Origin of the sequence: Salegentibacter lacus, assembly GCF_020164555.1 — a bacterium.
Taxonomy (GTDB): Bacteria; Bacteroidota; Bacteroidia; order Flavobacteriales; family Flavobacteriaceae; genus Salegentibacter; species Salegentibacter lacus.
In genome coordinates, this window is record NZ_JAIQZB010000016.1 from 86,059 (window position 1) to 106,806 (window position 20,748).

A 20,748-nucleotide genomic window follows, 5' to 3' on the forward strand; every position below is an offset into this window, starting at 1 on the left:
CTTAATCCATTCTTTTTAAAACCAAAATATTATTTTGTCGATAAATAATCTCGAAATTTAAATCGATAAGCCACCGATTTTCATATTCTGAACTCAAAATAATCACTTTCTCAGCATACCGGGTGATATTTTCTTTTAAAGTTGAAGTGATTTCTTCTGAAGGTTTTTTACTAATAATAAATACAGGATATTTCTTCAAATCTTCGGGCCATTCTTTACTGAAATTTATATTCTCAGCATTGCTTTGACCAGTATTATTCGAAATTTTCCGGTTTTCTTTATTTGTATCTAAAACAAAGAATTTGTTTTCAGGATTTTTCAGGCTTAAAAAGACAGGGAGAATTCCGTAATTGGAATTCAGCATAAAGATTTTTTCACCTGGATTTATAAACCCGGAAACCTTTAAATATCGTTCCCGATTTTGAATAAATTCTTTTTTAGCAGCAGAATAAACCGACTTATACCTGTAATTTCCTAAAAGCGCATTTTTTAAATAGAGCTGCTCTTTACTTCCAGATTTTTTAATCAACGAATAAAAACTAAAAGGAGCTTTCTGCGCTAATTTTCTTCGAAAAAATAAAAGATCAAAAAGTTTTGTCTGGAGTACAAAAGCCACCAGCACCGCGGTTAAAACCCCAATCACCGAAACCACAGAAACCGACTGGAGTGCGGGATGTTTGGCAAAAACCAGGGCTCCAATTCCAAGTAAAGTGGTTAATACTGAAAGTAAAATAGAGGCCTGATAGGTTTTTAAAGCTGGTTTTCCGGTTTCATATTCTTTTAGACAGGCGTTGGTAATAAAAATGCTGTAATCCAGCCCAAGCCCGAAGATAAATGTTGAAATAATAATATTTAAAATATTGAATTCTATGCCTAAAACTGCCATAATTCCAAGAGCGATAATCCAGGTAATGGCAATGGGCAATAAAGTGAGTAAACTAAGCAGCAAATTCCTGTAAAAAAACAATAAAACAATAAAAACGGCAATTAGAGAGAATAAAATAAGTTGGTTGAATTCACCCTTTAAATCCCCCAAAAAATCCTGGTTCATTTGCTTTCGGTCTATTGCGATAATTCCCTGCTTTTCTTCAAGTTCCTGTAAAACCTCCGAATTAATTTTATCAAAACTAAGCGTACTGGTTACCGCAGAAAAACCCGGACTTCTGTTTATAAAATCGTCTAAATAAAGTGTTGAAACATCACGATAATCGTCCAGGAATATGCCGTTGAAATTTTTGTTTAATTGCTCGTAGAATTGGTTAAAACTCGCTGCTTTAAAACCAAGTTCAGAAGATTCCCGCAAGAGATTATTTTTTAGGTTTTCCTTTTTAGAATCACTCCAAAATTCTTCCCAGGTTTCAATTCTTTCGGTTTGTTTATCGGTAGAAAGCACTACTCCGCCAATACTACTGAAACTTTTGACCTGCCCGTCCTCTTTCAAAGTTCTTAGATCCAGGTAAAGCTCGTTATTTCGGGAAAGGGCTTCATCTATATCTTTTCCATAAGAAACCAAATAGGTGGTATTCGCGGCATCACCTGAAATTCGTTTTATATTTTCTTCAGCCTTTTTTATGCTTTCAGGTTCATAATTAAGCTTCGAAATATCTTCGCTAAACCCAACTTTGGTAAAGAAGAACAATCCGCCAAGAAATAACAGCAGCACAAAACCTACTAAAACTTTGTTCAGATAAAATCGTTGTGCAGCGAGTTTATCTATCCAGTTGCTTTTTTCATTTTCTTCATCATTAGGAGGATTATAAAATTGAGGAATAAGGATTAAAGCAAATACTGAAGCCGTTACCACACTAACTGCTGCAAAGATCCCCAAATCGTTCAGGGCTTCACTTTCAAGGAAAAGCAGGCATAAAAAAGCGATAGCCGTGGTAAAACTACTCATTAGAATAAGCTTGCTAACTTCCTGATATAGCGTTTTTACATCGGCATTATTTCTAAAATGAGTGAGGATATGCAGCGCATAATCAAGGCTTATTCCTAATAAAATCGCGCCTATTCCCAAAGAAATAGCCGATACACTTCCTTTAATAAAATACAATAATGTAATTGCGGTTAAAGCTCCTAATAAACTAGGAAGGAAAAGCAATAGCGGTACGTAAATTCTTCGGTAAAATAATATTAATAGGATTAGCAAAATGGAAAAGGCGATGCTAAGCGTAAGCTGAATGTCGCTTTTAATCTGTTTTGCGTTGGCAATGGCGTATAGTACTCCGCCAAAATATTCGGCTTTTACTTCAGAAGTATTATTTAAATCAGAAATAATTTGATCCAATTGCTCTATAAAAACCTCGTTGTTCTTTGTTTCAGAAGCTGGATATTCAGGGGTGATAAAGAGCAGTAAATGCTGCTCGTCTTTAGTTAACAGGTAATTATTGTAGATCTTAAAATTATCGTCTACCTGAAGTTCCTGCAGTTTTTGCAATCCAAGGCTTGTTATAGAAAGTGGATCTTTAAAAAGAAATTGCTTGGTTACAAAGCCGGTTGGGGAAATCAAGTCCCTGTAGGAACTTTCCAATCTTTCCTGGATACTGTCTTCCTGCAATCGGGAATTTATTTCCTCATAATCCCGCGCATTAAGGAATAGCGGCAGGTTTTGATAAACAAAGTCATAAACTTCTAAAATACCTTCATCAGGAATTTCTCCTTGGATTTTGGTAATATACTGAGGCAGTTCTCTATTTAAGGAATCGGTGAGTTGGCTGGCGAATTTAGTAAGTGCTTCCGGATTTTTCTCTTCCGAAGAAACCGCGATAATAAGTTTATCCGAAAAATCGGTATTATACAGAACTTTTCTTAAAACGTTCTGTTTTTCTCCGGAAGGGATCAGCTTGGTAATATCTTCTTCCAGCTGAATTTTAAAAGCAAAATATCCGCCAACAAGCACAAAAAGTAGCAGGAGCAAAAAACCAATCGTTTTTTGCCTTCGAAAAAAATAATAAAGCTTTAGGAAAAAGTTGTGCATTTAAAGTTTTACCACCTGTTTTTGGTTTGTCACCGAAAATAAGAAATAAAACACAATCCATAGCAGTAGCGCGACGATTCCTGCCAGGGCAAAACTACCAATGATATACTGCCATAAGCCAAGAAAAATATCGGCTGTGGAATCAAAATCTTCCGGCCTTAATTCCCACGACAGTCCGCGGCCGGTGAGCAGAGACCCTGCTTGATAACTAGCGTAAATAATAAACGGAATTAATGGTGGAATGCTAATATTGCTGAATAAAAAAGCTACTACTTTATTCAACTTAAACATTGCGGCCAAACTAAATACCAACAAGGTGTGAAGCCCCCAAAATGGTAAGATTCCAACAAAAACGCCCAGGGCTATCGCAGCGGCCTTTTTGTGAGCCGGCTCCTGACTTTTAATAATATTTTCTTTCCAGAAACGCTTGTAACCTTTCTTTCTAAAATCCTGGTACGTATCTCGGGGATGGATATAGAAAAAACTCACCAAAACAAACCAGATATAAAGTAACGTGATCCTGGTGATATCCCAAAAAGGTCGAAAATGCGTCACCCGGTTTTCTTCGTAAAAAACCTTTATTGGCACGTTTCTCACCTTAACTTTGCGCCAGGCAGCTTTTACAATAATCTCGATTTCCAACTCAAATTTATTGGTGTAAAGCTTAATTTCATTAATAACTTTTAAAGGATAAAGTCGGTAACCGCTTTGAGTGTCGGTGAGCTGGGTACCGGTTACCACCAAAAACCAGAAGTTGGAAAATTTATTACCAGTTGTACTTTTTCCGGGAATCCCATCCTGGCCCATATTACGGTCTCCCACCAGTAAAATTTCAGAATCAGGATTTTTCTCTTCCAACTGACTTAGAAAAACCTCCAGATCATCAGGATAATGCTGCCCGTCTGAGTCTATAGTTATTGCGTATTCATAACCAAGATCTTCAGCAATTTTAAATCCGTGCTTTAAAGCTTCTCCCTTTCCCCTATTTTCATCAAAATGGTGAATATTTATTTCAGAAAAATCTTTGAGTATTTCTTCAGTAGTATCGGTAGAACCATCATTAATTACCAAAAGATTAGAGGTATATAACAGTAAATCCTGTAAAACGCTACCTAGACTTTTTTCGTTGTTATAAGTAGGAATTATAATACAACAATTTAAAGCTTCAAATCTAGAATGATGTATTGGTTTGTGGTTCAAATCAAAATGGCTTTACTTGCAAAAGTAAAATTAAAAATCAAAGCGCAAACTCCTATAGGCTCAAGATTCCAATTTTTTATAAATAGAGTTGATTTTTAGCGAGATACCGGCAGAGTTCTTAGCTATTCCTTTAAGTTTTATTTCCTGGTTATCTTCCGTGATTTCGGTTTCCAGGTTTAGCACAGCATCGGTATTGGGATCTACCACAGCCATAAATTTCACGTTGTTTCCTTTTTTAAACTGAAGTTTGCAAGCACAACGACGCTCGGCTTCTTCTTTAAATAAGTTCATTAAAATAACACCGGGGGTTACCGGCCTGCCGGGAAAATGCCCCTCGTAAATCTCGTGATCTTTATTAATTTTTATCTGGGTATGCTGTTTTCCGTTTTCTTCGGAAGAATTTATTACTGAATAAAAATTCTTTAATAACATGTATTGGCTGGTATTGGTGTCTTACTAAATTACGTAGAAATTTCAGGAATTTAAGCGTTCAGGAGGATTTTATGGTTCAAAAACCGTAGCGGGTATTTCCTGGTTAATTTTAATATTGCTAAACTCAATAGTCGTCATATCCCCGGCTTCCTCTTTTAAATCAACCTGTTCCACGATATTTTCTTCATTAAAGGATAAGTGAATTTCAGCAAACATCGCTTTTAAATTTTTATCTTTCGGAATTATTAAAGCAGCGATCAGGTTATTTTTATGGGTATAGGAAATATCAAAATTCTCATTATCCTGAAGTAATTTGCCGTTCACGCTTCCTGTAATAAGTTTGGCAATTTTGTCAAAAAGTTTGTTAGAACTGGTATTTCTCACACTTTTATCACCGTCATAGTCTATATGAAGCTCACCTTCTATAAAGAGAATTACATAATCCTGGGGCTCGGCATATTCCCATTTTAATTTTTCGGGATTTTGGTAGTAAAGTTTGCCGCGGCTCACAGATTCGTCTGTGATCATTTCAATTTTTTTGGTCTGAATAAAGTCGGCTTCCAAGGTGGTGAGCTCATTAGCTTTAGTCAGCATCTCCTCCTGAAATAGGGAAATTTCTTCTTTAGAAAGCTCTTCCTGAGCCGCCAAATTCAGGCTTAAAAACAATAATAGAATATTAAGAATACGCATTGATTTCCAGTAATTTATCAGGTCTTACCACCTCATAATGATTGTTTTTCAAAAATAGCAACAACTGTTCCAGTATGTTGACGGTTTTAGCATTATTATCGTGCAAAAGGATAACCGCTCCCGGCCTAAGTCTTTTTTTGATTCGTTTTAGAATAATTTCTTCAGAAGAAAGCACCGCATCAAAAGACCTGATACTCCAGCCTATAGATTGCATCCCGGTTTTTTGAAGGGCCTTCTGCGTTTTTGGGCTTACAATTCCAAAAGGCGGTCTAAAGAGTTTCATTTTTATCCCCGCTGTTTCTTCGGCTATTTTGTTACATGCTTCAATCTCACTTACAATTGTTGAGACGCTTAGAGCACCCATTTTTCGGGTATGGCTATAGGTATGGTTGCCTACAAGATGTCCTTTCTCTATAATTTCCCTAAAGATTTTCGGATGTTCTTTAATGTTTTTGCCGATACAGAAAAAACCGGCTTTTACATTGTACTTTTCCAAAACCTTCAAAATTTCAAGGGTATTTTCTACCGGACCGTCATCAAAACTAATGGCGATTTGTTTTTCTTTAATTTTCCGATTTTCACTAATAGAGTTTACAAAGAAATTAAACCGAACATTTGTAGATACAGTCAGCAAAAAAAGTAGGTAGAAAAGAATAAAAGTCAATACGTACCAAAATGAGGCAAAACCAAAAAACGCAAGGACTAAAGCCGCAGAAAGCAGCAGGATAATAACTGTATTTATAATTTTAAACTGCACTGAGTAAGATTAAACTGTGATCCCTACCAAGATACTGATTGTAAATAAGAATATTTTTTGGGGTTTTACTATCTATGTCATTTAATTTAAGAACCGAAGGTATTTTGCCGGATTTAAGAATATTAGCAGCCAGGTAAATCGCATAGCCCGAAGCCGTATCAAAATCACCCACCAAATGTTTATAGGTTAGTTGCATTGTATTTTTCAATAGATTTTGCTGAAGGTTTTTATAGTAATGATCATACCGGTTATCGCCATTATTCCCCAAAATCACTACATCTATAACTTCTGAATCAAGGTTGTTTTGCTTCAGAAAAGCTTCAATTTCTTCATTAATGTTTTCTGGTTGAATCGTATTTTTTATAAACAGGGTTTGAAATTCGGCATAAGTATTTTGCTTTTTTTCTTTTGAAAGGGCAAAAAAGTGTGCCCCTTCTGAGGTAATCGTGCCTGTAGAATCTTCCTTCAGTAAATCGAGATTTTTAATGGATTTCGATTTTAACTGCCCATCGAGTTTTCTGAAAGAAGTGATTTTTTCTGAAATTTCATCTACTCCCCCAACCAAAATTGAATATATTTCAGGATCCTCATCAAACTGCATTTGGGCATCCAGCAAAGCCGTTTCCAGGGAAACAGAATTTTGGGTATAGGTTACATTATAATTTTTACAGCTTAAATTTAAAGCGATTTGCCCGCCAATAGTATTGTGGGTAGATTGAATAAAGGAAGTCGGGGTCAATAATTTTTCATTCTGATCCAGCAAATTCTCCAGGAATTTTTCGGTGTCCTTTTTACAACCTTCGCCGGTACCGGTAATTATCGCATCGGGAACTTCAGTTTCAGCCTCTTTTAAAGCAATTTTAGCTGAAGTAATCCCCATTTTAGTCGCTTTAGACATTCGTCTTAAAGCCATAGGCTTAATAAATTCCCTATAATTTGGCGAAATAGCCTGAAAAATATTTTCCTGATAAATCCTTGCCGAATCCCCCGAAAATAAATCCCCCGACTGTGCCGAAATACTCCCGATCCCGTTTATATAGATTTTAACCTCCATTCTTACTAAAAATTAATGAAGTACAATTCCCGCCAAATCCAAAGGAATTTGAAAGAACATAATTGATCGGTTTTTCTTTCAATTTAGTCACCGGCATAAAACCTGAAGTTTTCATTGGATAGGAAAAATTGAGGTTAGGAAAAACCTGTTCGTTTTGTAGCGACAGCAAACTATAAACCGCTTCCAGCGCTCCCGCCGCAGCCAAAGTATGCCCGGTAAAAGATTTGGTAGAACTAACATCAGGCAAATTTTTAGAAAAGATACGCTTTAAAGCTTCAGTTTCTGCACTATCATTATTTCTTGTGGCGGTACCGTGAGTGTTTATATAATCTATGCTTTCCGAAGAAATCCCAGCGATTTTTAAAGCTTTCTGCATCGCTAAAAAAGCCCCTTCCCCATTTTCTGAAGAGGCGGTTTGATGGAATGCATCATTGGCATTGCCATATCCTGAAATTATGCCTAATACCGGTTTTCCCTTTAATTCTTCTTCGGCTTCTAAAACCAGGTACGCAGCGCCTTCTCCAAGATTTAATCCGTTTCTGTTTTCATCAAAAGGTTTGCATTGTTCATCAGATAAAATCATTAAAGAATTAAATCCATTGAGGGTGAATTTGGTAAGACAATCTGTTCCGCCCACAATCACACGCTTTAGTTTTCCGGCTTTAATCATCCTTGCGCCCAGCATAATTGCGTTAGCTCCCGAAGAACAAGCCGTGCTTATAGTACTTACAAATCCGGTGATCCCGAAGTGTTCAGCGATTTTTTCCGTAGTAAATCCTGGATGTTGAGCGCGTACATATCGGCTGTTCTCCGTTTTTCCCTGCGTAAAATCCTTAAAATAAGTTTCTGTAGTATCCATTCCGCCAACGCTGGTTCCAGAAATAAACCCGGTCTCGTTATCGATTTTCAAACTAGATTGCGTAACCGCTTCTTTTACGGCAAATGCACCCAATAAAGCAGCCCGTGTAAAACTATGATTTTTGGGAAGTTTTAAATCCTCAGCGAGCGATTCGTTAGAAATCTTAATTTCCCCAACCGGTAAATTTTTGTGGATCGTTTCAAGAATTTCAGGAGAAGAAATTCCGTGTTTTCCTGAAATTAAAGAGCGATAGTTCTCCCCTGTGTTGTTGCCAATAGCAGAAATAACCCCTATTCCGGTAACGGCAACACCTTTATTCATAAACTATTTGGTTCGGTTTTCTTCTATATAGGTCGCCATTCGATCAATGGAAACAAAAATCTCCTTGCCCTGCGAAGGATCTGTAAGTTTAATCCCGTAATCTTTTTCCAAAAGCACAATAAGCTCCAGCGCGTCTATAGAATCCAGGCCAAGACCGTCGCCAAAAAGCGGTTCGTCGTTGCTTATATCGGCAGGATCCATATCTTCCAGGTTAAGTTGCTCGATGATACTTTCTTTAAGTTCAGTGTGTAGGTTTGTCATTTTCAGCGCAATATAATTTTCTGAGGTTTTCTTCGGAAAATGGAATATTTCTCTCCTTTGAAACCAGGCACAAAAATACATCATATTCGCCATTTTGCAAGTCTAACCAGCCACAAAGCACTTCGGGGGCTTTTTTTGAAAGCAATAAAGATTCGGTATAATTTTTAAGCAGCTGAGCATTAAACCTTTCAGAAATAAAAAAACCATTCTCGCTTTGCACCTTATATTTAATGCTTATTTCTCCCAAAACAATGTTGGGCAGGGTATAAACGAAAAGCGAAGGGGACGCAAAGGTTTCTGTGCTTTCTTGAAATTGCCTGTCGATTTCCAGGCTGGAGGCATTGTTAGAGATTACCAGGGCGGTGTCTTCTGTTGGTTTATTTTTTCTAAAAATAATTTCAGAAGCCAGAATTCCCAATTTAGATAGTCCGTCCATTTTATGGAATTTAGGATATTCCAGCTTAAAACAATCGTATGCAGCTTTTAGAAAAGGATTTAATTTATCTTCCGAAGATTCAAAAACCAGCCCTTCTGAATTAAAAATTTCACCATTTTTAACCCTTACCCAATCCTGTATATGAAATTGATTTGGCATTTTATTTCTTTTCCGCTTTAAAAACCAAAGCCAGGTTGCAGCCACCAAAACCAGATGCGGTTTTTAATGCATAATTGATTTCTTTTTTTTGATTTTCCCTAATAACATTTAGCGGTTTCGAAACCCCCAATTCACCGAAATTTTTAGAAGCAAATAATTCATTATTCAACATCGAATGTTTAGTGATAATACTTTCTATCAAAGCCGAAGCCCCTAGCGTATGCCCATAATAAGCCTTTAAGCTATGAAGTGGCGTTTCCTGTAAACCAGACCTATGAAAAGCCATACTTTCCATCTCGTCATTATACACCGTAGCCGTGCCGTGCGCCGATAAAAACCCGATTTCTTCTGCGAAAATAGAAGCTTCTTTTAATGCATTTTGAATACTCTTGTACAGCCCTTCGCCGGTCCGGGAAGGTCCTGAAATATGGTTGGCATCATTTGCTGAAGCATCACCAATCAAACTGATAACATTTGAAATCTCGGGTTTTTCAGTACTTACCAAAATAGCTGCTGAGGCTTCTCCCAGGCTAATTCCATCACGATCTTTTGAGAAAGGCTTACAGGCTTTGGTGCTTAATGCCTGGAAAGAATTGAATCCAGAAATCACAAAATCACTCACCAGATCAGCTCCTACAACAATAGCATTCTTTATTTTTTCTGAATTCCCCAGTCTTCTCGCTACGGCAAGTCCTAAGCCTCCGGAAATACAAGCATTGGAAACAATTATAGGAGTTTGTGTAAAACCGAAAAAATTGGCAACAACTTTTCCTAATTCACTTAATTTTAAACGATTTTCAGGAAAACCTCCGGGTTCTTTTAAAAGATCAATGTTCCCTTTGGTGGTAGCAATAATTAAGGCGGTTTTCGTTGGGTCCAGGTTTTTATTTTTATCCAGAATTAGCTTTACTGCCAGGATAATCAATTTTTCCAACTTGGTAAATTTTTCAGAAGATCCAATTTCTGAAAAAGCCTGGTTTAAAAGAGTTTCATCAATAATTCCGGTAAAAAACGGGTTTTCGGTAATTTCTGGTCGTTGCTGAAGCTTTAAACCTGAGTCTCCCTCACGAATTGACTGGATATTTTCTTCGGTAGAAAATCCCAATGGAGAAATAATCGCATCGTCTAACAGGTAGAGTTTCTTCATTAAAGCAGCTTCATTTTCTTTTTCCAATCTAAGAAAAACGGCGGATTATTTAACACTAATTCCCGCTTTTCATCTAGGAAAACCTGCAAAGTCTCGCCGGTACAAATCAGATCTTCGCCTTTAAAAATTTTATAACTGAAATTTATTTTTGCCGCTTCAGAATTCACAAAAGTGGTTTCTACCCAAAAAACATCGCTATATTTTAATGGTAATTTGTGCTCACAAACAGATTTTACGATGGGGGTCGTATAGCCTTCAGCCTGAGCATCTAAGTAAGAAATACCGTGTTCGCGGCCAAAATCTTCGCGGCCTTCTTCGAAATATTTTAGATAGTTGCCGTGCCACACGATTTGCAAAGGATCGCATTCGTTAAAACGGACCCTAAGATTCGTAATTGTGGTCAGGGATTTCTCCAGCATATTAATCTACAGTAACAGTTTTCATTTCAGAAGTGGCTAAAAGATTTCCATCTTCATCAAAAGTACGTGCCCCCACAGAAGTCACATTCATAAATTCCTGTAGGATTTCTACATAGGTCACAAGTTTACTTCCTGCTTTTGGAAGTTCCAGGATTTCCACGGCTTTAATCGCGCCGATAAAACCCGTCTTTGGTTTATCGAGTCCGCTTAAAAATCCCTCGTAACCACGCCACAGCGACATACTCTGTGCCATATGTTCAATAAGACCTGGTTCAGAAAAAATAGTGCCTTCTACCAGAACATTATCTTCGGGAATTGTAAATCCGGTGGTTCCGGTCTTATCGGTGTATTCCAATAAACTGTCTACCATTACAAATGGAGGTTTTTGCGGAATTAATTGTAAAATTCGGTCTAATTCTAAAATCGGTTCTTTGAGTAAATTTTCTGCCATAAGCTGTTTTTAGCTGAAATCGTTCCAGTAATCGTAATAATTATACCATTGGTGCGGATACTTTTTTAGCATAGTTTCCAGGTTTTCAAGATAAGCTTTTAATAGATTTTTTGCATCATTTTTGTCAGGATTATAAGGCCTGGCATAGAAATGATAGTGAAAATTCCTCTCTCGCATAATGTGCACGAACAACACGGGGATTTTATTACGGGCCGCCAATTTAAAAGGTCCCTGCGGAAATTTCACCTTTTCTCCCATAAAATTATGCGTATAAGTTTTAGAATTTTCGGTATAGCGATCGGCGGCAAAAACCAGAAGCTCGTTGTTTTGCAGCGCTTTGTTCATTTCAAAAATATGGGAAAGATCTTCTTTTAAAACAATGAGTTTAATAGCCGATTTCCCGGTTACCGAATCCAGGTAATTTTTAATTTCCTCGTGTTCTAAATCGGTCACCACAAGGTTTACAATTTGATGATTGTTCTTGTCATCAAAAAAATGTTTTGCAAGATTAAAATTGCCAATGTGCGCGGTAAGTAAGATTCCTCCTTTATTCCTTTCCAGTAAGTTCTCAATATGGTGAATACCGTCAAACTCAAAGCTATACTTATGTTTTAAGCCTGAAGCAATTGCAATGCGATCCAGTTGAATTCTACCAAAGGTGAAATAGCTTTTATAAACATTCAGGGCTGCTTTTAAACTGGAATAGCCAAGACGTTTTCTGAATAAATAATAAACGCTTTTAGTAGAATTAAAGGCGAAAAAAACAAAATAAAGCGCCACAAATAGAAGAACAAAATAAGAAGCGTAAAGCCCGAAAGTCTTGATGATGAATACATAAATCCTCAACCCCAGAACGGTTCCACGCGATTGTCCCTTCCAATTCGCCATAATTTAAGAATAGAGTCCGCCGTTAATATTTATTACCTCACCGGTAATGTAAGAAGCTTTTTTTGAAGCCAGGAAGCTAACCAAATCGGCAACTTCTTCTGCATCGCCAAAACGGTTTAAAGGGATTAAGTTTTTAAGTTCATTTTCATCAAAACCGGCAGTCATATCTGAAGTTATAAAACCCGGTGCCACGGCATTAACGGTGACCTTTCTTTTCCCGATTTCCTGCGCCAGGGCTTTAGTAGCAGCCACCATCGCTCCCTTTGCCGCCGAATAATTCACCTGCCCGGCATTTCCTTTTAATCCGGAAAGGGAAACGATATTGATAATTCGCCCATAACGTTGTTTAAGCATATTTTTAATTAGTGGCTGAGTAACATTATAAAAACCATTTAAGCTGGTATTGATAACCGAATGCCAATCTTCCGGTTTCATCCACATAAAGAGTCCGTCGCGGGTGATGCCGGCATTATTTACAATGACTTCAATTTCTGCATCGGGATTATTTTTGCTGAAATCTTCCAGCGCTTTTTTAGTTTTTTCAGCATCTGAGACATCAAACTGTAGTAAATCGCATTTGACGCCTTGAGCTTCTACAAGTTCTTTAGTCGCTGTAGCAGCTTCAGTATTGGAATGGAAATTCAGCAAAATATTATAGCCCAGCTCCTTTGCCAGGTTTATGGCAATAGCTTTTCCAATTCCACGGGAACCACCGGTGATAAGGGCGTATTTCATTGAATTTTAGGTTTCAGGTAGGTCTCGACTGCGCTCGACCTGACATTTAATAAACTTCATTATTCTTGAGGTAATCCTTTACTTCAGCATTGGTTTTATATAATGGGAAATCTTCTTTTATTTCAGGAATTATTTTGTTCATTTCTTCTAAAACCTCCCTGGTTTTTCGCGAAAGTTTTTCATCAAAATCCAGATAACGCAAAGCCTGAACAATGGTCATAATCTCTACCGAAAGCACTTCAAAAGCATTATCGATAACGGTTTTTGTAATATTTGCAGCGTTGGTGCCCATACTCACAATATCCTGGTTGTCGTTATTGTTGGGAATACTATGAATATACATTGGATTAGAAAGCGTCTGATTTTCGGCAGTTGTAGAAACCGCGGTAAACTGCGCACCCTGCATACCGAAATTTAAGCCCAGTTTTCCCAAATTCACAAATGGAGTTAGAATATCGTTGAGTTTATTGTTCAGTAAATAATTGAGTTGTCGCTCGGCCAGCATCGATAGTTTTGTGACCACGAGTTTTAGCTTATCCATTTCCAGGGCTACATAATCGCCGTGAAAGTTTCCACCGTGATATACTTGTTCGTTTTCCACATCTATAATAGGATTATCGTTGGCAGAATTCACTTCTTCAATTAGGATTTTTGCAACATGTTCAAGGGTATCGTAAACCGGGCCAAGAATTTGCGGAACACAGCGTAAACTGTAATATTCCTGCACTTTTTCCTTAAAATAGGTGTTTTTATCGGCCGCATCATTATACAAATGTTCATTACGGTCTCGCGTAAGTTTGCTGTCTTTTAAATGATCTCGCATTTTTTCCGCGATCTTTTGCTGGCCATTGTGTTTTTTTGCTGCATTGAGTTCTTCAGATAAATGATCATCATAAGCCTGCACGATTTCATTAATCGCTGCGGAACAAAAAACTGACCAGTTCAACAATCGCTTAGCATAAATAATATTTACAATTCCAATGCCGGTCATTGCTGAAGTACCATTCATTAAAGCCAGGCCTTCTCTAATTTCAATCTTTATGGGATCAATATTTTCTTCAGCAAAAATTTCTTTGGTTTCGCGACGTTTACCTTTATAAAAAACTTCTCCTTCCCCGATTAATACCAGTGCCAGATGTGCCAGTTGCACCAAATCTCCTGAAGCTCCTACCCCACCGTGTTCAAAAATTAGAGGTGTAATATTTTTATTTATAAGTTGATGCATCACTTCAGCAACCGATTTATGGACTCCAGATTTTCCTAAGGAAAGCGTATTCAAACGGGCCAGCATCAAAGCTTTAACATAGAGTGGCTCCATTAGTTTTCCGGAACCAGAGGAATGACTTCGAATTAAATTATATTGAAGTTGAATGCGGTCCTTATCCTTAATTTTATATTGCGCCATAGGGCCAAAACCTGTGTTCACACCATAAATAACCTTATTCTGGGAAAACTCTTTTAAAAACTTAAAACTGGCTTCGATCTTTTCAAGGCTTTGTGAGGAAGACTGAATTTCAGTATTTTCAAACAAAACATTATAAAAATCATCAAGGTTAAGGGCATCATTAATCTGGAGCATAGACCGCATTATTCTTAGGAATCTTAACAAATGTACTATATTTAGACCGTATTTAAAATTGTTGATTTTAGATTTAGAATGAATTTGTATTACTAAGAAAAAACCGGCGAAACCTTTAAAATGAAACAGCTTAGCACCCAAATCTTAATTATTGGCGCCGGACCTTCCGGAATGGTCGCTGCCGGATATTTAAAAAAACATAGGGTTGATTGCTTGGTAGTAGAGAAAAATACCTTTCCGCGTTTTAGCATCGGGGAAAGTTTACTTCCGAAAAGCATGGGAAATTTTAAAGAAGCTGGCTTACTGGAAGCTATTAAAGCAGAAGGATTTCAGAAAAAATACGGCGCAAGGTTTATAAATGAAGGTAAAGTCGGGGAATTTGACTTCAGCGAAAAGTATGGTGAAGGTTGGGATTGGACATGGCAGGTTCCCAGAGCTGATTTTGATTTGGTTCTGGCTAATGAGATTCAACGAAAAGGAGTAGAAATCCTTTTTAATACTGAAGTTAGGAATGTTAATTTTTACCGAAAAAAATCTATTACTGAAATAGTGATCAATTCTGAAGAAAGAGTTGAAATCAAAGCTGATTTTATAATTGACGCTAGCGGCAACGGAAGGGTTTTAGCTAATCAATTAAAACTGAACACATCTCCTAAAATAACAGGGAATTCATCCATTTTTACACATATTAAAGAAACGAACAGGCCAAATGGAAAAGAAGGTGAATTGATCACTTTTGAAGTTTTGGATACTAAAACCTGGTTCTGGTACTTTCCATTTTCCAACGGAAATTCCAGTCTTGGTTTTGTAAGTAATAATAACTGGTTTGGAGATTTCAGCAGTGATAATTCAACAGCCTTTAAGGAAATGCTGAAAAAACTGAAATATTATAAGAATAGATTTGATGATGAGCCTTTTCTATTTGAACCCATAAAAATGCCAAATATTTCCCGAAACGTAAAAAAAATCTATGGCGAAGGATTTGCTCTAACCGGTAATAGCGCTGAGTTTCTTGATCCTATTTTCTCATCGGGAGTTGCGTTTGCAACCGAATCTGGTTTACAGGCAGCGAAACTTGCCAGCCTAGAAGTTGCAGGACAACAAGTTAATTGGGAAAAAGATTATGCGGAATATATGAAAGCTGGAATTTCTGTATTTAGTAGTTATGTAAAAGAATGGTATACCGGGAATTTGCAAAAACTGTTTTTTCACGAAATGCCCATAACTGAAATAAAAGAACAAATTTGTGCAGTTCTTGCCGGTTATGTTTGGGATAAGAGCAACCCGTTTGTGAAGAATCACCAAAGAATTATTAAAAATATAGCTCGCTTAATAGACCGGGAAGAGATAAATGTTTAAAAACTTTTAAACCTAAAATTCTGATGACAAAGCTTTTAAAAATTAGTCTTCATTTTATTGCATTCTTTAGCCTAAAAAGTTTGGAAGGTAAGTAAGTAAAAGTTACATTTGCAACCGCAAAAATGTTTGCGAGTTCTTAAATATTGGAGAGGTGGCAGAGTGGTAATGCAGCAGCCTGCTAAGCTGTCATCCTTTTTGGATGCCCGGGTTCGAATCCCGGTCTCTCCGCAAGATTTTTTAGTCTGCGGATTTTTATTCTCCTTTTCTTCTTGAAAAGATAGGGATAATCTTCCTCCGTCTCCCGGACTGCTTTTTGAAAGAGTATTTTGGATCGGAAAGGCTAAAATTTTTAAGCTAGTAAGCTACGGGGTGTAGCGTAGCCCGGTTATCGCGCCTGCTTTGGGAGCAGGAGGCCGCAGGTTCGAATCCTGCCACCCCGACTTTTACAAGTTATATTTTAACATAAAAAAAGGGTAATTGTATGGTTTTCATATAGTTACCCTTTCTTTTTGTGCTCAAAATTTAACAAATAGTGTTAAATTTTATGTGAGTTCATCGTGAGTTCACTGTGAATTTGTGAGCTTATCGTGAGCTATTTTTTTGTATTTTTAGCTTACCGGTACTCCATAATTTCGTATTGGTAGTTTGACTTTCGCCTTAATTAATTGTTTCATTTAAACAACAAAGCTATGCGTACCAGTCAAACCTTTTCCATTTCTTTTATTATCCGAAAAAAGAAAAAACAACCAGACTTAGCTATTCTCTATGCCCGAATCACCGTAAATGGTAAATCCCTTGAAATTAGTTTAAAACGCACTATCCCGGTGGACAAGTGGAATCAAGCTGCCAGTAAACTTATTGGTAACAGTTCTGAAAGCCGGCTAATCAATAAAAAAATTGATGAAACCAAGGCGCAGCTCTATAAAATCCAGGACAGTCTTTTAAAAGAAGGACTGCTAATAACGGCACAGACGGTCAAAGCTAGATTTCTGGGGAGTGATCAGCAACATTATACGCTTATCTATTTGATCAACTATCACAAGGAGAAAATGGGTAAGGTTTTAAAGTATGGAACTATGAAAAACTATACTACTACGGAAAACTACCTCAAAGATTTTTTAAAAGCCCAGTATCATACTTCGGATATTTATTTAAAACAGGTTGATTACCAGTTTACCCTAGGGTTTGAAAGTTTTTTAAGGGGCTTGCCAAGTCTTCAAAATAATGGAGTGATGAAACATATGGAACGCTTTAAAAAATTGATGCGCCTGGCTGAAGATTTAGATTGGATTGAAAAGAACCCAACCAAAAGGTTTAAACTCCGTTTTGACCAGGTGGATATGGTGTACTTATCCAAAGCAGAATTACAAAAGATAAAAGACAAAAAATTTAAAAGGTCTACTCACAATATCAACCGAGATATTTTTGTGTTCTGCTGTTATACTGGACTGCCATATGGCGATGTCAAAGAGCTAAAGAAAAAGCATATTCAGATAGGTGTTGATGGGAATAAGTGGATCTACACCCGGAGGATAAAAACTAATACGATGCTGAGAATCCCACTGTTAGAAGAAGCTGAACGAATTCTTGAAAAATACCAGGACCATCCAAAGGTTTGTTCCAGTGATGTTTTACTTCCGGTCTATTCCAACCAGAAAACCAATCAATACTTACGCGAAATCACCAAAGCGGTAAAGATAAATAAAGAACTTAGTTTCCACGCCGCTAGGCATACATTCGCGACAACGGTAACCTTAGCCAATGGTGTTCCCATAGAAACGGTATCTAAGCTTTTAGGACATACAAAATTATCTACTACTCAAATTTATGCCCGGGTGATTGATTCCAAAATTTCTAGTGATATGGACTCTTTGAGAATTAAATTAAATAATAAAAATTAAAACTTCTTTTAAAGAAATGCAGTTGGTGCAAACCAAGATGTATGAAAATTTTGTCCCGCCCACGGGACGAAAATGAATAGCAAGAGGGTAACGGGCAGAGCCCGTTTCATTTTTAACAAACCATTCATTTTCAATACTTTAGATTTTAAGTTGATTGGATTATTATGTAGATTTGCGACAAATGACCTGAAAAGCCCCATAAACAGGTTGCAATTTGCGACAAATTGTAAAAAATGACAGGAGTAAATGGAAATTTGAGTTACTCCTAAATTGACTTGTAAATCTAGTTTATAAGAATACTTAGACTCTAATCTACACCACTCACCACTTTTGCTTTCACTTCGCAAAAGCTTCATTTCAGTAAAAGAGGTTCATTACTAATTGTCTTGGACACGAGCCAAAAAGCTTAGAATATTTAAGACTGTAAGAATAATATCGAAAGCTTTTTAACTCAAGTCCGCTAGGCTGTAACTTAAATTCACCGATCAGGATTTCAGAAATTCTTTAAAAATCCTTCTTACATCACCTTACCTTTGGATGCAAAAAATCAAGTTTTAAAATTAACCGGAGCGCATAAACCGCTTTGCTATTTATAGCTCCTCTATAATTTTAAAACTTGAAGATGATGGAGCATCAAAAGGTAATGCGATGGCACTGGAAGAAGTAAATAAAAATTGAGAATAAACCATTTCATCCTGATCTACACTATTTTTTCTTTTCGCCGGCAAAAGGAAAATGCTCCAGATGAAAAAAGTAAATGGTTTTTTTGTTCTAAACTTTCCAGATTGACCAGGTTCGATGCAATAATCTATAAATTTTATTGAGTCGGAACTTTTAATTTCCTTCAATAGATTTGAGAGGATTAATAATCCATTTATTTGTATATTTGGTTAGGTCAGAATATCAAACTGCACCAATACGTTCTATTTAAATTGTGAGTTAATCGTGAGTTCAAAAATTGGAACTGCGTGAAACCGTATAAATACTGGGGTTTTCAGCGTTTTAAAAGCGTTCTGCCACCCCGACGAACCTTCTTTAAAAGAATATAAAAACACTGTTAATCTATTGATTTTCAGTGTTTTTTGTTTTTACGATATCATTTGATATGGATTAATATCACCCTATTCAGTGAATGATTCGGTGAATACTTTCTTTCCAGCATTTTACTATCTTAGAATGATCATTAGATTGATTTGACTTTCGTCTTTAATACTTATTGTTTAACTTAAAGACATTCAAAATGCCTGATTTTACTACATTCTCCGTGCTTTTCTTTACAAGAAAACTCAACCGGAACAAAAAAGAATTATCTATTTACGCCCGTATTACGGTCAATGGAAAATGCGCTGAAATGAGCCTCAAAAGGAAAACTTTAGTGAATGAATGGGATAGTTCTAAAGGACGACTTAAAGGAACTTCCCCCCGGATTAAAATACTAAACAGTTATTTAGACCAGGTTTATTCGAAATTACTGGACACTCAAAAGAGAATTCTGGATAAAGATACCTTAATCACTGCCGATAAAGTCAAAGCTTCCTATCTTGGGTTAGATGAAGAGCATAAAACCCTCAAGGATATTATTAAGTATCATAGCCAGACAATGAAAGGAGTCCTTAAATGGGGCACGCTTAAGAACTATAATACCACAGCCAAATACCTAGACGAATTTCTAAAAAAGGAAAAGAAAACAAATGATGTCTACCTAAAGCAGATCAATTACCAGTTTATTACTGAATTTGAAATGTTCCTTAGGAATTACCGGGCTAAAAAAGAGCGAAAAACCTGTGGTACGAATGGTACGATGAAACACCTGGAACGCTTTAAAAAAATGATTAACCTCGCCATTAAGTTAGAATGGTTAGAAAAGAGCCCTTTTCAGAATTATAAAATGAAGTTTGAAAAGAACGAGCGTCAATTCTTATCAGAGCGGGAACTAAAAATGGTCGAAGGAACCTATTTTAAGAGTGAATCTCTGGAACGGGTCAAAGATATGTTTCTATTTTCCTGTTATACTGGGCTTACTTATGGTGAGCTTAAGGAACTCACCAAAGATCATATTGTTAAAGGAATGGATGGCAAAAACTGGATATATACTAAAAGGGAAAAAACTAATGAACCTGTAAAAGCTCCACTACTTCAGAAAGCCGATGTTATTTTAAAAAAATATCAGGATAAACGGATTGACCTAGTTAGTGAGTATTTATTTCCGGTAAGATCCAATCAAAAGATGAATACTTATGTAAAAGAAATAATGAAAGCAGCAAAGGTGAGAAAACACATTACTTTTCATTCTGCGCGGCATACCTTTGCCACCACCGTTACCCTATCTAATGGGGTTCCCATTGAAACTGTGTCGAAGCTTTTGGGTCATACTAAATTATCTACAACCCAGATTTATGCAAGGGTGATGGAGCATAAAATCAGTAGTGATATGAGCAACCTGGAAAAAAGAATGGCGAAGAAGGAAAGAAAAACTACAAAAATTAAAAAACTTAAAAGGTGGAGCTAATTACACTATTATAGTGTTTAATTTAGAATTATGTCCGCTAAGGAAAAAATATTTTAAAATGATTATCTACATTTTATCCTTAATTAATTAACGCTCAAAAATGGTTTGTACTCGATAAAAATTAAAAACATGTTTTTAAATAATACCTTACGCTCTATAAAATGGAGGTCAACTTTAAAAAAACTTTTATTCAAACCTTACAAAATAATATATACAATAATACTCTATTTTTTAATTATCTTATGAGTCTCTTGTCTTTCTTCCGAAATAATTTTTAAAATATAGATACCTTTTTTTAAATCGGAAACTTTTAATTCCATATATGAATTTGGAATGCCGACCCTTTCTTGTTTTATTTTATGTCCACTTAAATTATAGAGAACTAAAATAACATCTTCACTTTTATTAATTTTTACCTCATCTTCAAATTTAACTTTAATAATATCGGAAGCCGGGTTGGGTGAAACAGAATAATAACCTCCACAATTGGATATCTCGGATCGATTTGTGCCAGTGATTTCGGTCGGTTAGTGCCAGGCATTTCGGTTCAAATTGTGCCACTTTTGGTTTTAAGTTGAGCCTATATCGGTTCGTTTTGTGCCAGTTGTTTCGGT

At 36.5% G+C, this 20,748-nt stretch carries 19 protein-coding genes and 2 tRNA genes; 5 read left to right on the top strand and 16 right to left on the bottom strand.

The genetic code is table 11. The features are described 5' to 3' along the window. Position 1 precedes the first annotated feature (1 nt). From LB465_RS13505 to LB465_RS13575, 15 genes are all read right to left on the bottom strand, one after another. Positions 2-2,917 carry an MMPL family transporter gene (locus LB465_RS13505; RefSeq protein ID WP_224470395.1) on the bottom strand — a complete coding sequence of 972 codons (2,916 nt, stop codon included), beginning with the start codon at positions 2,915-2,917 and terminating at the stop codon, positions 2-4. A 60-nt stretch (positions 2,918-2,977) separates the two neighbouring features. After that, a complete protein-coding gene (locus tag LB465_RS13510) occupies positions 2,978-4,177 on the bottom strand; it encodes a DUF2062 domain-containing protein (protein WP_224470396.1) in 1,200 nt (399 codons plus the stop codon). Positions 4,178-4,237: 60 nt separating this feature from the next. Next, positions 4,238-4,609: a hydroxymyristoyl-ACP dehydratase gene (locus LB465_RS13515; RefSeq protein WP_224470397.1), complete on the bottom strand. Its 372-nt coding sequence runs from the start codon at positions 4,607-4,609 to the stop codon at positions 4,238-4,240. A gap of 69 nt (positions 4,610-4,678) precedes the next feature. Further along, positions 4,679-5,299, bottom strand: a complete 621-nt coding sequence (locus LB465_RS13520; RefSeq protein ID WP_224470398.1) for a LolA family protein — start codon at positions 5,297-5,299, stop codon at positions 4,679-4,681. Next, positions 5,286-6,056 carry a polysaccharide deacetylase family protein gene (locus LB465_RS13525; RefSeq protein ID WP_224470399.1) on the bottom strand — a complete coding sequence of 257 codons (771 nt, stop codon included), beginning with the start codon at positions 6,054-6,056 and terminating at the stop codon, positions 5,286-5,288. Before LB465_RS13525 ends, LB465_RS13520 begins: the two co-directional genes overlap by 14 nt. Continuing rightward, on the bottom strand, positions 6,046-7,110 hold the full coding sequence (locus LB465_RS13530; RefSeq protein ID WP_224470400.1) for a beta-ketoacyl synthase chain length factor: 1,065 nt from the start codon (positions 7,108-7,110) through the stop codon (positions 6,046-6,048). Before LB465_RS13530 ends, LB465_RS13525 begins: the two co-directional genes overlap by 11 nt. Then, positions 7,100-8,290, bottom strand: a complete 1,191-nt coding sequence (locus tag LB465_RS13535) for a beta-ketoacyl-[acyl-carrier-protein] synthase family protein (protein ID WP_224470401.1) — start codon at positions 8,288-8,290, stop codon at positions 7,100-7,102. The genes LB465_RS13530 and LB465_RS13535 overlap by 11 nt, the downstream gene beginning before the upstream one ends. A gap of 3 nt (positions 8,291-8,293) precedes the next feature. Continuing rightward, positions 8,294-8,551, bottom strand: a complete 258-nt coding sequence (locus tag LB465_RS13540) for a phosphopantetheine-binding protein (RefSeq protein WP_224470402.1) — start codon at positions 8,549-8,551, stop codon at positions 8,294-8,296. Continuing rightward, on the bottom strand, positions 8,532-9,146 hold the full coding sequence (locus LB465_RS13545) for a hypothetical protein (RefSeq protein ID WP_224470403.1): 615 nt from the start codon (positions 9,144-9,146) through the stop codon (positions 8,532-8,534). Before LB465_RS13545 ends, LB465_RS13540 begins: the two co-directional genes overlap by 20 nt. 1 nt (position 9,147) lies before the next feature. Further along, a complete protein-coding gene (locus LB465_RS13550; RefSeq protein WP_224470404.1) occupies positions 9,148-10,293 on the bottom strand; it encodes a beta-ketoacyl synthase N-terminal-like domain-containing protein in 1,146 nt (381 codons plus the stop codon). Beyond that, a complete protein-coding gene (locus tag LB465_RS13555) occupies positions 10,293-10,712 on the bottom strand; it encodes an acyl-CoA thioesterase (RefSeq protein ID WP_224470405.1) in 420 nt (139 codons plus the stop codon). The genes LB465_RS13550 and LB465_RS13555 overlap by 1 nt, the downstream gene beginning before the upstream one ends. Before the next feature lies 1 nt (position 10,713). Next, positions 10,714-11,163 carry a hypothetical protein gene (locus LB465_RS13560; RefSeq protein WP_224470406.1) on the bottom strand — a complete coding sequence of 150 codons (450 nt, stop codon included), beginning with the start codon at positions 11,161-11,163 and terminating at the stop codon, positions 10,714-10,716. A 9-nt stretch (positions 11,164-11,172) separates the two neighbouring features. Next, complete coding sequence (locus LB465_RS13565) at positions 11,173-12,051, bottom strand: LpxL/LpxP family acyltransferase (RefSeq protein ID WP_224470407.1); 879 nt, start codon at positions 12,049-12,051, stop codon at positions 11,173-11,175. Between the two features lie 3 nt (positions 12,052-12,054). Further along, positions 12,055-12,786, bottom strand: a complete 732-nt coding sequence (fabG, locus tag LB465_RS13570) for a 3-oxoacyl-ACP reductase FabG (RefSeq protein ID WP_224470408.1) — start codon at positions 12,784-12,786, stop codon at positions 12,055-12,057. 46 nt (positions 12,787-12,832) lie between these two features. After that, positions 12,833-14,365 (bottom strand): HAL/PAL/TAL family ammonia-lyase, encoded by a 1,533-nt coding sequence (locus tag LB465_RS13575; protein ID WP_224470409.1) that lies wholly within the window; start codon positions 14,363-14,365, stop codon positions 12,833-12,835. Positions 14,366-14,485: 120 nt separating this feature from the next. Between LB465_RS13575 and LB465_RS13580 the strand changes: the two genes are divergently transcribed. The 5 genes from LB465_RS13580 to LB465_RS13600 all read left to right on the top strand — a co-directional run bounded on the left by LB465_RS13580 (position 14,486) and on the right by LB465_RS13600 (position 20,134). Continuing rightward, positions 14,486-15,724 (top strand): NAD(P)/FAD-dependent oxidoreductase, encoded by a 1,239-nt coding sequence (locus LB465_RS13580; RefSeq protein ID WP_224470410.1) that lies wholly within the window; start codon positions 14,486-14,488, stop codon positions 15,722-15,724. Between the two features lie 145 nt (positions 15,725-15,869). Beyond that, positions 15,870-15,952, top strand: a tRNA-Ser gene (locus tag LB465_RS13585). A 137-nt stretch (positions 15,953-16,089) separates the two neighbouring features. After that, positions 16,090-16,164: transfer RNA gene (locus LB465_RS13590), tRNA-Pro, on the top strand. A gap of 249 nt (positions 16,165-16,413) precedes the next feature. Beyond that, positions 16,414-17,625, top strand: coding sequence for a site-specific integrase (locus LB465_RS13595; RefSeq protein ID WP_224470411.1), 1,212 nt, complete (start codon positions 16,414-16,416; stop codon positions 17,623-17,625). Positions 17,626-18,865: 1,240 nt separating this feature from the next. After that, entirely contained in the window at positions 18,866-20,134 is a 1,269-nt protein-coding gene (locus LB465_RS13600) for a site-specific integrase (protein WP_224470412.1), read from the top strand. Positions 20,135-20,358: 224 nt separating this feature from the next. On the opposite strand, the gene LB465_RS18520 is transcribed toward LB465_RS13600, so the two are convergent. Continuing rightward, the gene (locus LB465_RS18520) at positions 20,359-20,652 is read right to left on the bottom strand and encodes a T9SS type A sorting domain-containing protein (RefSeq protein ID WP_394370939.1); all 294 of its coding nucleotides are present in this window, start codon (positions 20,650-20,652) and stop codon (positions 20,359-20,361) included. Positions 20,653-20,748: the final 96 nt, after the last annotated feature.

Excerpts from the sequence above, each read along its gene's own strand:
- LB465_RS13515 (WP_224470397.1), bottom strand. The coding sequence starts at position 4,609 with ATGTTATTAAAGAATTTTTATTCAGTAATAAATTCTTCCGAAGAAAAC.
- LB465_RS13520 (WP_224470398.1), bottom strand. The coding sequence starts at position 5,299 with ATGCGTATTCTTAATATTCTATTATTGTTTTTAAGCCTGAATTTGGCG.
- LB465_RS13530 (WP_224470400.1), bottom strand. The coding sequence starts at position 7,110 with ATGGAGGTTAAAATCTATATAAACGGGATCGGGAGTATTTCGGCACAG.
- LB465_RS13535 (WP_224470401.1), bottom strand. The coding sequence starts at position 8,290 with ATGAATAAAGGTGTTGCCGTTACCGGAATAGGGGTTATTTCTGCTATT.
- LB465_RS13540 (WP_224470402.1), bottom strand. The coding sequence starts at position 8,551 with ATGACAAACCTACACACTGAACTTAAAGAAAGTATCATCGAGCAACTT.
- LB465_RS13545 (WP_224470403.1), bottom strand. The coding sequence starts at position 9,146 with ATGCCAAATCAATTTCATATACAGGATTGGGTAAGGGTTAAAAATGGT.
- LB465_RS13550 (WP_224470404.1), bottom strand. The coding sequence starts at position 10,293 with ATGAAGAAACTCTACCTGTTAGACGATGCGATTATTTCTCCATTGGGA.
- LB465_RS13555 (WP_224470405.1), bottom strand. The coding sequence starts at position 10,712 with ATGCTGGAGAAATCCCTGACCACAATTACGAATCTTAGGGTCCGTTTT.
- LB465_RS13560 (WP_224470406.1), bottom strand. The coding sequence starts at position 11,163 with ATGGCAGAAAATTTACTCAAAGAACCGATTTTAGAATTAGACCGAATT.
- LB465_RS13565 (WP_224470407.1), bottom strand. The coding sequence starts at position 12,051 with ATGGCGAATTGGAAGGGACAATCGCGTGGAACCGTTCTGGGGTTGAGG.
- fabG (WP_224470408.1), bottom strand. The coding sequence starts at position 12,786 with ATGAAATACGCCCTTATCACCGGTGGTTCCCGTGGAATTGGAAAAGCT.
- LB465_RS13575 (WP_224470409.1), bottom strand. The coding sequence starts at position 14,365 with ATGCTCCAGATTAATGATGCCCTTAACCTTGATGATTTTTATAATGTT.
- LB465_RS13580 (WP_224470410.1), top strand. The coding sequence starts at position 14,486 with ATGAAACAGCTTAGCACCCAAATCTTAATTATTGGCGCCGGACCTTCC.
- LB465_RS13595 (WP_224470411.1), top strand. The coding sequence starts at position 16,414 with ATGCGTACCAGTCAAACCTTTTCCATTTCTTTTATTATCCGAAAAAAG.
- LB465_RS13600 (WP_224470412.1), top strand. The coding sequence starts at position 18,866 with ATGCCTGATTTTACTACATTCTCCGTGCTTTTCTTTACAAGAAAACTC.